Origin of the sequence: Lacinutrix neustonica, assembly GCF_026625145.1 — a bacterium.
In the GTDB taxonomy this organism is placed as follows: Bacteria; Bacteroidota; Bacteroidia; order Flavobacteriales; family Flavobacteriaceae; genus Lacinutrix; species Lacinutrix neustonica.
On the sequence record NZ_CP113088.1, the window covers coordinates 3,739,037 to 3,751,312 of the forward strand.

Sequence of the window (12,276 nt, forward strand, 5' to 3'; positions counted from 1 at the left end):
TGTTATTAACGATAATATCTGTTTCATTCGTTGGTTATTGGTTGTATTATAATAGACGCATTTTGTAGTACAAGGGTTGCCTGTTATTCACCAAACTTAGAAATATTTAATGGTCGCTATTGTTATAACAATCATAAAATTTTCAAAACTCTTACTGTATTGCAGAAAAATGAAAGAGATACTTTTATTTTAAAGAGGTTTTTTGTTGAAACTTTAAAAGTTTTTCTTAATACGATCTAAATCACGTTTACTATCGCGATCTTTTATGCTTTCCCGTTTATCGTAAAGTTTTTTACCTTTTGCTAGTGCGATATTAAGTTTTGCATAGCCTTTGTCATTAATATACAAACGCGTTGGGATGATGGTAAGCCCCGTGTTTTGAACTTCGCGCTCTAGCTTTTTTAATTCCTTTTTATTGAGTAACAACTTACGTTCTGCTTTTGGTGCATGGTTGTAAATATTGCCATACAAATATTCCTGAACCGTCATATTAATAACAAAGAGCTCTCCTTTCGCATTAAACTCACAAAAACTCTCAGCAATAGAAGCCTTACTAGAACGAATGGATTTAATTTCAGTTCCAGTTAAAACAATTCCAGCCGTATAGCTATCTAATATCTCGTATTGGAATTTCGCTTTCTTATTGAGGATGTTAATTTTTTTTTGCATAAGTATCAAAGGTAGATAATTTTGAATTATTTTAATAATAACACTCTATAATTCCCTTATTTTTACAAATGATATAAAATCTATTAGAATGAAACGCAATCACGCTTTAATCCTTCTGCTTACGCTAGTGATGATCTCTTGCAGAAATAGTGAAGAGAAACAGCTCACTGCTGAAGAAATAATTAATAAAGCCATAGTCGTTTCCGGTGGAGAAAAAATAGAAAATGCGACCATCGACTTCACCTTTAGAGATAAAACGTATAAGGCGTTTAGAAACTTGGGGCGTTTTGAGTTAGAACGAGTGTTTTTAGAGGACACCGATACGATACGAGACGTATTAAACAATACTACATTTAAACGTTATATCAACTCTAAAAAGGTGGTGGTTTCCGATTCTACTACCAAGCTTTACAGCAATGCTGTAAATTCTGTACATTATTTTTCTCTGTTGCCTTATGGTTTAAATGCAAAAGCAGTAAATAAAACACTATTAGATACTGTTACTGTATTAAATAAAAAATATTATAAAATTAGAGTCACTTTTGATAAAGAAAACGGAGGAGATGATTTTGATGATGTTTTTGTCTATTGGATAAATACCCGCACTTTTAAAATGGACTATTTGGCTTATGCATATGCTGTTAATGGTGGAGGGCAACGTTTTAGAGCGGCTTTTAATGAACGCTTTATCGAGGGTATTCGCTTTGTTGACTACAACAATTATAAACCTTTAAATAAAGACGTTAAGCTAGAAAGCTTGGAGCGTGTTTATGAAGCCGGAGAATTAGAATTACTATCAAAAATCGTATTAGAAAATATAAGGGTTACGCATTAATCTTGGCTTATTAATTCATCTTCTATGACATTATTTTTTATAGTAACAATATAAAGGTTGCTGTATATACGTTCATCAATCTCTTTATATTTATTTTCTCCAATAATTTTATTTACAAAATCTGGAATAGTATTACTGTGGCCTACAATTAAAACCGCTGTCCCTTTAGTATCCTTTAAAAAAGCGTCGTAGTCAAACTTTGTAGGAGAATAAATAATGGGTTTTAATCCTTTAGCATTTGCCGCAGGTTTTGCAGTATTTAGTGTTCTATGAAAATTAGTAGAATAAACAGCACTTAGCGGTTTGTTTTTAAAATAATTCGCCAGTCTTTTTGCACGTTGATGTCCTTGCTTGGTTAATTTAGGGTTGTTACCGCGACTGAGGTCTTTTTCAGCATGGCGCACAAAATAATAGGTTGTTTTTGCTGTACTCTCTTTTTTTCGTTAGTCTCAGACTGCGCTTTTCCGCAAGAAACCGATAATACAATGACAAGGGACAACAACAACTTTTTCATAGTTTTTTGTAAGAAATTCTTCAATAAAGATATTAAATACTTATGGCTTTTATTATCTTCAATGTAAATTTTACGTAAATATTTAGTAATGGGAAAAAAAGCACCCCTTGTAAACAAAGATTATGATCTTATTTGTGTAGGTGGCGGGATAATGAGCGCGACACTAGCGCTTCGGTAAAATTGGTTAAGCCGGACCTTCGTATTCTCATTTTAGAACGTTTAGACGCCGTAGGTTTAGAAAGTTCGGCCGCTTGGAATAATGCAGGGACGGGGCATTCTGCTTTGTGTGAATTAAATTATACTCCGTAAATTGGGAATACAGTAGCGTGTTCTAAAGCCTTTGAGATTTGCACGCAATTTGAGTTGTCAAAGCAGTTTTGGAGCTATTTAATTGAAGAAAAACGCATTGATACCCCTAAGGATTTTATTAATCCAGTACCGCACCACAGTTGGGTTACGGGAGAGGCTAATGTCACGTTTCTTAAAAAGCGTTTCGATGCTTTAAAAGTGCATTATATGTTTGAGGAGATGGCGTTTACCACTGCTGTTGAAAAGATGAAAGCATGGTTTCCTCTAATTGCTAATAATAGGGGGTCAGATGAACTCATGGCGGCCACGCGTATGGAGCGAGGAACCGAGATGAATTTTGGAGCACTTACAAAAAAACTGTTTTCCGTTCTTGAAACGGAATTTAATACGCCTGTACATTGTCATGAGGAGGTTGTGGATATTGATCCCGACGAAGATGTGGAATGGGCGGTAGAGGTGCAAAATTTAAAAACGGGACAACGGCAATTTTTAGATGCAAAGCATGTATTTATTGGTGCAGGGGGAGGAAGTTTACTCTTATTACAAAAAGTAGAGATTGAAGAAAAAGAGGGCTATGGTGGGTTTCCAGTAAGTGGTGAATGGTTGGTTTGTAAAAACGAAACCATTATTAAGCAGCATTTTGGAAAGGTATACAGTAAAGCAGGACCAAAAGATCCGCCTATGTCAACCCCACATTTAGATACGCGTTTTATTAATGGAAAGCGGCAATTAATGTTTGGGCCTTTTGCTGGTTTTAGTCCGAAGTTTTTAAAAGAAGGCTCCCCTTTAGATTTGTTTAAATCGGTGACCCTAGATAATATAAAACCCATGCTTAATGCCTTTTGGGATAATTTACCCTTAACAAAATATTTAATAGAGCAGGTAACAGCAACTCACGACGACCGAATGAATGATTTAAGAACTTTTGTTAAAGATGCCAAAAGTGAAGATTGGGACATTCTAGTAGCAGGACAACGCGTTCAGATAATTAAGAAAAATCACTTTGAGCATGGTGAATTACAATTTGGTACTGAAGTAGTAAAAAGTAAAGATGGAAGTATTACTTGTTTATTGGGGGCCTCGCCAGGTGCGTCTACGGCAACCAAAGTGATGTTAGATGTTTTTGAGATTGCTTTTCCGAGAGGTGACTAATTCTGAAGTAGGGAGACGTAAATTGAAAGAGATAGTCCCGATTTGGAAGGCCGAAATGAATGAAGCCTTATTTAAAAAAACGATTGAACGTTCCGCTAAAACGCTTCAGCTTTAAAACTAATTCATAGAAATTTTATCTTTTTGGTTTTCTATATCAATAATGCTGTGTACCCATTTGATGGCATCGGTTAAATTATCAAAAATACCATAGGGCTTGTTGTAAAATTTTTTTTCAAACTCAGCATTGGCTCTCATGTTTTCAGTTGCGGGAATAATAGCCATCGCGACTAAATTTGGAATTTTCACAACTTCTTTATATACCATAGGGTCTACAGTGTAGGACTCGACTCTGTTAGAGATGTAAGCGATATTCTTATTTTTAAAATGTTTTAATATGAGTTTTTTTAATGCTTTATTATGCTCTGGAGTAATGACAACCCCTTCTTTGATCTGCTTGATTAAGAAGTCATCGAAAATAAAAATTTCGGCATAATTACTGTTATAATAATGAAACATTCCCATGTTTAGTGTTTTTGTGGTTAATATTAGACTGTTTAAAATAAAATGGAAAGTAAATGGGGTAACGTTTAAAATTACACAAACTTTAATTACATGTTTTTAACAACACTATTTTCAAAGGCGATGATGCTATGTACCCAAATAATAGCTGCAGATAAATTATCGAAAATTTCATAAGGTTTTTTATAAAACTGTTTTTCGTAATTGGCGCTTTTACGCATAGATTCTGTTTTAGGAATAACGGCCATGGCTACTAAATTAGGTATTTGAGCCGTTTCTTTATAAGTCATAGGATCAACAGAGTAAGACATCACTCGATTTGAAATATAAGCGATGTTTTTATCCTGAAAATGGGTGTCAATTAAGGTTTTGAGTTCGGTATTGTGATGCGACTTAATGGTCACACCTTCTTTTATTTGATTGATTAAAAAATCATCAAAAATAAAGACTTCAGAGACTTTTAGATTATAATAATGAAACATTCCCATGGTCAATAGTTTTATTTATAGTAAGATAATGAAAATATAAGAAATAAAAAAAGCGACAGACTGCAATTAAATTACACTGTCGCTTTTTCAAACTAACTAACTAACCATAACTTAAAAACGCAGTAATTCTTAGTTTATTTTGAATTAACAATATTTTATGATTTTGGGATGTGTTTTATGCTGTATGAGTTTTGAAACGGTTTTACTAGGCCCTAATTAAATCTGTAATAGGGTATTTGGATAAGTGATTTGAAACGCATGATTTGTCTTCACATTATTAAGTGTAAAGATTTCGCCATTGCTCCATTTTATGGTGATATTTACAGAGAGATCTTTACCAAGCCCAAAATGCTGAATTTTAGGATGTACAGAGAGATAGCCAGTTGTGCTATGAATTTCGCGCCAAATGTTTTTGTGGTTGTCACTATTTAAAACCAATGAAGAGCCAATAGCATCTCTATTTATTTTAACGTCTCGGGTTGCCAACGAGTTTTATTTTTATCCAACGATTGGATTTAGAGGTTTCATTTTCTAATAGAGTAGCCTGGTCATGATAGTTGTTAATAATGATATCTAAATCGCCATCATTATCATAATCTAAGTAGCTGGCGCTCCTAGCATTACTGTCTAAATCGGCTCCTAGAGCTTGGGCTTCATTGGTTAAGAGGCCATTATTATTAACAAAAAACACATTTTTTTCTCTGTTACTTTTAGCATAGGTGATGCTGTTTGACTGCTCTTTGTCATTATAATAAAAAGGGTTTTCGATGGAATAAACACTAAAATCATTCATACCATTCAAGCAATACAAATCTTCATCCCCGTCATTATCAAAGTCAAAAAAATCAGCATCCCATGACCAACCTGTTGAGGAATACCCTCTACCTATATTTGAAGATAAGCGAAAGGATTTTAAAGTGTTATTTTCTACGTCGGAAATAAAAAGATCATTAGCCTCAATTGTTCTAATTCGGTCATTTTATCTCTGTCGAATTTCATCGTTGTGTTTGAGTTTGGACTTACATACTTTTCATCCTTTTGCATGACTACGATGTTTGAAATGTAAAAATCGGGAAATAGATCACCATTCAAATCGGTTATACCAACATTCATGGTATACGAAGGTTTGTCGGTTTTTAGTTGTTTGCTAACTTCGTTAAACACTCCTGAAGGCGTGTTGTAATAGTATTGATTAACTCCAAAATCATTGCCTACAATGAGGTCTTGTAACCCATCTTGATTGATGTCTGCATGCCCTAGTGCTTGGGTCCATCCCTTATTGGATTCTTGATTTTTAGTGAATTCGACTTCAATAAATTTAAAATCACCTAAATTTTTAAAGAGTTTATTTGGCATCCCATTTTGATTGTTCCGACTTAAAGTGGGCAACTGTCCGTCGACATAATTACCAAAATAACCAATAAAAATATCTAGAAGCCCATCATTATCGTAGTCGAAAGTAGTGGCTGGTCCAGCAACGGCATGTGCTCCACCAAGATTTGCTGTGTCTGTGACCTCTATGAAATTTAGGCCATCTTTGTTTTTGAGCATGCTGTGAGGCCTATTAACATAGGTTATAAAAATATCTTGAAAACCATCATTATTAAAATCGGCAATAATAGGCTGTCTAGGTTCTCCAAAGGAGCTTAGAGCGTCATTCCATGTATTTATGTGACTCCTTTTTGTGATATCTCTAAATAGTCCAGATTCTGAATTTAAAAAGAGCTTGTTCCCATAACCACCCAAGAGAAGTATGTCTATTAAACCGTCGTTGTTAATATCTTCACAAGCTACACCGGAGCCTCCAAAAGCAGGAGGGATGGCCAATTTTATTGTGTTTTCTGAATCTGAAACCGTGTAGCTTCTTATGTGTCTGCTTAACCAGTCTGACGATTTATGGGTGAAATTAATATTGGTTTTTTTATTAGCAATCTTAAAAATAGATGTGCTGTTACTCACTGATTTTGAAGACTGTATTTTAGTGGTCTGTTGTTCTGTTTTATTAAAATTATAAGTGTCGATAGCGTTTTGAACTCTAGAAAATCCTTGAAAAATATCTTGAACGTCTAAATGCTGTTTTTGTTCCGTATGAGAATATTCTCCCGCTAATCTTAAAACAAGAACCCCCATTTGAGCAATGCCTTCGGCTATTAGTTCTGCAGCATTTGGATCGATGCTTTTAATTTCAGCCGTTGTTAAATCGTTTAAGGTGTAGTCTAATATATTCCAATGAAAACCACTATCCCTGAACGCGTCAAGGTCATACGATTCAATGGTGACCTTATTATTTTTACTGTTAGGAAAAAAAGTCACGTCTTCAAAATTATTAATGTCTAATGGTTGAAAACTGAACAATGCTTTTTGCACCTGTTCTACTCTAATAATATTGGTAGCATTGTCATTTGAGACCTTAATAAGCGCTGTTGTAAACTGAATTAAGGACTCCATATAATAGTGTCTTAGTTCGTTTGATAGTTTTTGGTCTGTAGGCCATTTTTGTTTGGCAAAATAGACTTGTATGTTTCTAAGAAAAACACTTGCATTCAGGTCATTGTAGGTTTCGTATGATTTTAATTTCTGCGTTATAATGGCTTTAACCACCGAGTTGCTGCCGGTTTTATGCGATTTAGAAATTTCTGTTGTGTTAGGATAGTCTACCGAAGCTATACTTTTTAAATGCTCTGAATACTTTATAACGTCTACCCAACTTTTTGATAATAACGCTTTGGTAATAAACTGTAAATTATTTTCTCTTGATTTCGAGTCAGCACTCTTTAAAGTAACCAACGTTAAAATATTAACATATTCATTCACTAATACCATAGCTTCAGAATCAAATGGTAATAAGGGATCTGAAACAAATAAGAGCACATCTTGTTCTACAGAAAGTAACGAACGGTAGCTATAAGAAACCGAAGCATATTGGTTATAATCAAGTTTTGAAATGGTAATTGTTCCTGTTTTTAGTTCGTACTCGTAATCACCTAGGTCATTTGTATTGTAGTTTGATAGCGTACTAATTATAGTTTTTAAATGTTTAATTTTAATACTATTATCACCATCTTTTTCTGCTTCTTGTGAGCCCTTTTTTCTAAGGTAATAAATGATTTCTTTCTGAATTTCAATTTTTAAATTTCTAGCGGCTTCATTTAGAGGTGTGCCATACATGAAATCTTCAAGCCTATTGGCTGTCGCATAGCATTTAGGATCTTTTTCTTTTTCTAATTCATAGATCTTATTGATAATTTCTGAGATGGGAGAATGTTCTTGAGAAAAGACGTCTGTTCGAAAAAAGAAGAGAGACAAGAAAACTACTGTATAACGGATATGCTTTTTCATTAACCTGTTTTATTTAAGGAGTGTAAATGTATGTAAAGAAATATAAAGTCATTTTGTAATTATAAAAGAAGTTGTTATCAAGCACAAGTGCCCTTATATTTAATGTTTTAGACGAATAAAACATAAAATAAATTTTGCAACTAAATAAATAGACTACTTTCGGACTATTAATCAAACTATTCTTAATATGAAAAAACAACTACCTTATTTATTACTATTATTTATTCTATTTAGCTCTTCTTTATTTGCGCAAATAGATCAAGACGTACCGGATTCTAGAGTGCAAACGATTGCCGAAGATTTAATTGTGCAAGGCAGTATTGCGGTTGGTACAGATGCTATCAGCGGTGAGTCTTTTGGGTTTGATACCTTCAGGTTAAAAGAAAATAATCTAAGAATTCATTTTGATGACACCTCTACAAGTGGAACTTTTCCAAGTAATGATTGGAGAATAGCTATTAATGACGCTGCTAATGGTGGTGCTAATTACTTTGCAGTAGAAGATGCTACCGCAGGAACGATTCCTTTTACTCTTAGAGCAGGAGCGGGAGCAAATGCCTTATTTGTTAGTGGAACTGGGGGTAATGTTGGTTTAGGTACAGATGCTCCAGTTGTTGAATTGCATGTCGCAGATGGCGATTCACCAGCCTTTCGTTTGGAGCAAAATGGCGCTAGCGGTTTTACGCCTCAAACATGGGATATTGCAGGTAATGAAACGAATTTCTTTGTTCGCGACGTGACTAATGGTAGTACGCTACCTTTTAGAATTCAACCGGGGGCACCAACAAGTGCTTTATACGTAGCTGCAAATGGTAATATTGGTTTAGGTACGGCAGCGCCCTCTCAAAAATTAGATGTAGAAGGAAGTGCAGATGTTCTTGATAATTTATATGTTGGCGCTCAAATTGGAGTGGGTACAACGACTCCAAATGCAAGTGCTTCTTTAGATCTTACAGCGGCAGATAAAGGACTATTATTAAACCGTCTGACGACGGCAGAAAGAACAACTTTAGCGAGCACAGCGGTTGCGGGAATGCTAGTGTATGATACTGAAGATAGTCAAATCTATTTCTATAACGGAACAGAATGGGCAAATCAAATAACAGACTTGACCGATGTGATGACTTCAATATCTGCATTGCAAACAACGGTGGTGTCTTTACAAACGGCTGTTACTGGCTTGCAGAATGAGAATGCTGCACAACAAACGGCTATTACTGACTTGCAGAATGAGAATGCAGTACAGCAGACTTCTATTACTGATTTACAGAATGAGAATATTGCACAACAAACGGATATTACTACTCTGCAAAATGAAAATACTGCACACCAAACAGCTATTACTGATTTACAGAATGAGAATGCTGCACAGCAAGCAGAAATTGATGCGATTAATGCTTGTGCTTGTGATGGTACTTTGGGCCTAACTGATTTTGAGCAAGAGCCTGATGGCAATGGGATTATATTAGAACAAAACATTCCAAATCCATTCAACTCATCTACCATTATAAATTACAACATACCAACGAACTATAGTAAAGCATACATTAAGGTTATTTCCGCTTTGGGTGAGGTTATTTACGATATGCCTATCACTAAGTTTGGTAAAGGATCACTTACTTTAAATAAAAGTAATTTACAATCGGCAGTTTACTTTTATTCACTTTATGTGGACGGTAAAAAAATAGCTACTAAAAGATTAGTTGTTAATTAAAAACTGGTTAATGATAATGAAAAGCGCTCGCAAATAATTGCGAGCGCTTTTTTTTAATACACACTATTATGAAAACATGTTAATAGTTATTGGTAAGTACAATGGTACTTGTATTAGAGTGCTTTTGTAACTAAGTCGTCTTGATTTCTAAAGACCAACTCGTTGTCAAAGGCATCTAATAAAATGATGGAATCTGTTGTTACTTTACCGGATAAAATGGCTTTACTCAACTGGTTTAATACTTCTTTTTGAATGACTCTTTTTACCGGTCTAGCACCATACTCGGATGATATCCTTTTTCTGCCAAATAATTTAGGGCTTACGGGGTGGCATCAAATGTAATGCCTTGTTGTTCTATCATTTTAGTGATGCCTTTGAGTTGTAATCCAACAATTTCTTTTATGTTTTCTTTTGTTAAAGGGGTGAACAAAATAGTATCATCTATTCTATTTAAAAACTCCGGTCTCACCGTTTGTTTTAACAAACCTAAGACATCTACTTTCGCTGATTCCATTGCGGTTTCAACATCTTTTATGGCATCAAAACGTTCTTGAATAATCCGGCTTCCCATGTTCGAGGTCATGATGATGATGGTGTTTTTAAAATCGGCAACACGTCCTTTGTTGTCGGTTAAATGCCCTTCATCTAGGACTTGTAATAAAATATTAAAGGTGTCTCGGATGTGCTTTTTCAATTTCATCTAATAAGACTACTGAATAGGGTTTTCTTCTAACTGCTTCAGTTAATTGTCCGCCTTCTTCGTATCCAACATATCCTGGAGGTGCACCAACCAAACGACTTACTGCATGGCGTTCTTGATATTCACTCATATCGATTCTTGTTAGAGCGCTTTCATCATCAAATAAATATTCAGCCAACGCCTTAGCTAATTCTGTTTTACCCACACCAGTCGTTCCTAAAAAAAGAAAAGTACCGATGGGCTTTTTAGGATTTTGTAAGCCTGCTCTAGATCGGCGTACGGCATCACTTACAGCAACAATGGCTTCTTCTTGTCCAACCACTCTTTTATGCAACTGCTCTTCTAATTTTAAAAGTTTTTCACGGTCACTTTGTAGCATTTTGGTCACGGGGATGCCGGTCCATTTTGCCACGACTTCTGCAATGTCTTCATAGGTGACTTCTTCTTTAATCAAAGAGCTTTCAGATTGATTTTCCTGAAGGTTTTTCTGAAGGGCTTCAAGTGTTTCCTGTGCTTCTTTAATTTTTCCGTAACGCAATTCTGCGACTTTACCATAGTCCCCATCACGCTCGGCTTTTTCGGCTTCTAGCTTGAAATCTTCAATCTCAGATTTTTTATTCTGGATATTATCGACCACTTCTTTCTCACTTTTCCATTTCGCATTTAATTCGTTTCGCTCTTCTTTTAAATTAGCTAAATCATTGCGAAGGCTTTTTAATTTTGCTTCATCTTTTTCACGCTTTATGGCTTCTATTTCAATTTCAAGCTGCATGATTTTTCGATCTAAGACATCCAGTTCTTCAGGCTTACTATTGATTTCCATTCTCAGTTTTGAAGCTGCTTCATCCATTAAATCAATCGCTTTATCTGGTAAAAACCGATTGGTAATGTACCGTTGAGATAATTCTACGGCACCAATGATCGCTTCGTCTTTGATGCGTACTTTATGGTGGGTTTCATATTTTTCTTTAATACCACGAAGAATTGAAATAGCACTTTCTGTGTCCGGCTCGTTCACCATGACTTTTTGAAAACGACGCTCTAAAGCTTTGTCTTTTTCAAAGTACTTTTGATATTCATCTAATGTGGTGGCGCCAATAGCTCGTAATTCACCTCCGGCTAGTGCTGGTTTTAAAATGTTTGCCGCATCCATGGCGCCTTGACCACCACCAGCGCCCACTAAGGTGTGAATTTCATCTATAAACAGCACAATATCTCCATCACTATTGGTCACTTCCTTAATCACTGCTTTTAAACGCTCTTCAAACTCACCCTTAAACTTAGCGCCTGCAATTAAGGCACCCATATCTAAAGCGAATATTTGCTTGTCTATTAAGTTTTCCGGGATGTCTCCATCAACTATTCTATGCGCTAAACCTTCTGCAATTGCCGTTTTTCCTGTGCCCGGTTCCCCAACTAAAATGGGGTTGTTTTTAGTACGACGAGATAAAATTTGAAGAATACGTCTAATTTCTTCATCTCGACCTATTACGGGGTCTAACTTACCGTCTTTAGCTAATTTGTTTAAATTTTTAGCATATTTATTTAGGGAGTTATAGGTTTCTTCTTGACTTTGTGAGGTTACGCGATCGCCTTGTCTTAGTTCATCTATAGATGCTTTTAGGCCTTTTTCAGTGACCCCTTGGTCTTTTAAAACCTGAGCAATTTTACTTTTAGATTTAAAAATGGCGACAATTAAATGTTCTATAGAAACATATTCATCATCCATCTTTTTAGCAATCGTAGCGGCCTCATTTAAAGTTGATCCGGTTTCGCGAGAAATCATAATATCTCCACCAGAAACCTTGGGGAAACTTTGTAATTGCTTCTCTAAAATTTGTTGTAGCATAGGGATATTAACATTCATCTTCTTTAGAAGGAATGGTAACACGTTTTCATCAATCTCAAAAATGGCCTTAAAAATATGCTCATTTTCTATTTGTTGATGTCCAAAGCTCTGAGCAAGTTGTTGTGCTTGCTGTATGGCTTCCTGTGATTTAATGGTATAATTATTAAAATTCATATAATTATGTTATT

General features: G+C 35.2%; 12 protein-coding genes and 1 pseudogene. 3 read left to right on the top strand and 10 right to left on the bottom strand.

Features of this window, described 5'->3' with window-relative positions:
- Positions 1–213: 213 nt before the first annotated feature.
- Positions 214–669 carry an SsrA-binding protein SmpB gene (gene smpB, locus N7U66_RS20270; RefSeq protein WP_267676685.1) on the bottom strand — a complete coding sequence of 152 codons (456 nt, stop codon included), beginning with the start codon at positions 667–669 and terminating at the stop codon, positions 214–216.
- A gap of 88 nt (positions 670–757) precedes the next feature.
- Here smpB and N7U66_RS20275 point away from each other — a divergent pair, with 88 nt between their 5' ends.
- On the top strand, positions 758–1,504 hold the full coding sequence (locus tag N7U66_RS20275) for a DUF6503 family protein (RefSeq protein ID WP_267676686.1): 747 nt from the start codon (positions 758–760) through the stop codon (positions 1,502–1,504).
- Here the strand turns inward: N7U66_RS20275 and N7U66_RS20280 are convergent.
- Positions 1,501–1,908, bottom strand: a complete 408-nt coding sequence (locus tag N7U66_RS20280; protein ID WP_267676687.1) for a SixA phosphatase family protein — start codon at positions 1,906–1,908, stop codon at positions 1,501–1,503. The genes N7U66_RS20275 and N7U66_RS20280 overlap by 4 nt on opposite strands.
- Positions 1,909–2,198: 290 nt before the next feature.
- Here N7U66_RS20280 and N7U66_RS20285 point away from each other — a divergent pair.
- Positions 2,199–3,479, top strand: a pseudogene (locus N7U66_RS20285) (malate:quinone oxidoreductase).
- Positions 3,480–3,596: 117 nt separating this feature from the next.
- On the opposite strand, the gene N7U66_RS20290 reads toward N7U66_RS20285, so the two are convergent.
- From N7U66_RS20290 to N7U66_RS20310, 5 genes are all read right to left on the bottom strand, one after another.
- Complete coding sequence (locus N7U66_RS20290) at positions 3,597–4,001, bottom strand: hypothetical protein (protein ID WP_267676688.1); 405 nt, start codon at positions 3,999–4,001, stop codon at positions 3,597–3,599.
- A gap of 86 nt (positions 4,002–4,087) precedes the next feature.
- Positions 4,088–4,486, bottom strand: a complete 399-nt coding sequence (locus N7U66_RS20295) for a hypothetical protein (RefSeq protein ID WP_267676689.1) — start codon at positions 4,484–4,486, stop codon at positions 4,088–4,090.
- A gap of 216 nt (positions 4,487–4,702) precedes the next feature.
- Positions 4,703–4,972, bottom strand: a complete 270-nt coding sequence (locus tag N7U66_RS20300; protein ID WP_267676690.1) for an ASPIC/UnbV domain-containing protein — start codon at positions 4,970–4,972, stop codon at positions 4,703–4,705.
- Positions 4,953–5,297: a hypothetical protein gene (locus N7U66_RS20305; RefSeq protein WP_267676691.1), complete on the bottom strand. Its 345-nt coding sequence runs from the start codon at positions 5,295–5,297 to the stop codon at positions 4,953–4,955. The genes N7U66_RS20300 and N7U66_RS20305 overlap by 20 nt, the downstream gene beginning before the upstream one ends.
- Positions 5,298–5,413: 116 nt before the next feature.
- Positions 5,414–7,825, bottom strand: a complete 2,412-nt coding sequence (locus tag N7U66_RS20310) for an FG-GAP repeat domain-containing protein (protein ID WP_267676692.1) — start codon at positions 7,823–7,825, stop codon at positions 5,414–5,416.
- A 187-nt stretch (positions 7,826–8,012) separates the two neighbouring features.
- Between N7U66_RS20310 and N7U66_RS20315 the strand changes: the two genes are divergently transcribed.
- A complete protein-coding gene (locus N7U66_RS20315) occupies positions 8,013–9,539 on the top strand; it encodes a T9SS type A sorting domain-containing protein (RefSeq protein ID WP_267676693.1) in 1,527 nt (508 codons plus the stop codon).
- A gap of 113 nt (positions 9,540–9,652) precedes the next feature.
- On the opposite strand, the gene N7U66_RS20320 is transcribed toward N7U66_RS20315, so the two are convergent.
- From N7U66_RS20320 to N7U66_RS20330, 3 genes are read right to left on the bottom strand one after another with little or no spacing between them, the layout of a single operon-like run.
- The gene (locus tag N7U66_RS20320; protein WP_267678565.1) at positions 9,653–9,832 is read right to left on the bottom strand and encodes a hypothetical protein; all 180 of its coding nucleotides are present in this window, start codon (positions 9,830–9,832) and stop codon (positions 9,653–9,655) included.
- Between the two features lie 26 nt (positions 9,833–9,858).
- The gene (locus tag N7U66_RS20325; protein WP_267676694.1) at positions 9,859–10,239 is read right to left on the bottom strand and encodes an AAA family ATPase; all 381 of its coding nucleotides are present in this window, start codon (positions 10,237–10,239) and stop codon (positions 9,859–9,861) included.
- Positions 10,205–12,262, bottom strand: coding sequence for an ATP-dependent Clp protease ATP-binding subunit (locus tag N7U66_RS20330; protein WP_267676695.1), 2,058 nt, complete (start codon positions 12,260–12,262; stop codon positions 10,205–10,207). Before N7U66_RS20330 ends, N7U66_RS20325 begins: the two co-directional genes overlap by 35 nt.
- Positions 12,263–12,276 lie beyond the last annotated feature (14 nt).

Bases quoted from the DNA above. Each gene is read 5' to 3' on its own strand.
- N7U66_RS20310 (WP_267676692.1), bottom strand. From the start codon at position 7,825: ATGAAAAAGCATATCCGTTATACAGTAGTTTTCTTGTCTCTCTTCTTT.
- N7U66_RS20330 (WP_267676695.1), bottom strand. From the start codon at position 12,262: ATGAATTTTAATAATTATACCATTAAATCACAGGAAGCCATACAGCAA.
- N7U66_RS20290 (WP_267676688.1), bottom strand. From the start codon at position 4,001: ATGGGAATGTTTCATTATTATAACAGTAATTATGCCGAAATTTTTATT.
- N7U66_RS20325 (WP_267676694.1), bottom strand. From the start codon at position 10,239: ATGAAATTGAAAAAGCACATCCGAGACACCTTTAATATTTTATTACAA.
- smpB (WP_267676685.1), bottom strand. From the start codon at position 669: ATGCAAAAAAAAATTAACATCCTCAATAAGAAAGCGAAATTCCAATAC.
- N7U66_RS20295 (WP_267676689.1), bottom strand. From the start codon at position 4,486: ATGGGAATGTTTCATTATTATAATCTAAAAGTCTCTGAAGTCTTTATT.
- N7U66_RS20275 (WP_267676686.1), top strand. From the start codon at position 758: ATGAAACGCAATCACGCTTTAATCCTTCTGCTTACGCTAGTGATGATC.
- N7U66_RS20315 (WP_267676693.1), top strand. From the start codon at position 8,013: ATGAAAAAACAACTACCTTATTTATTACTATTATTTATTCTATTTAGC.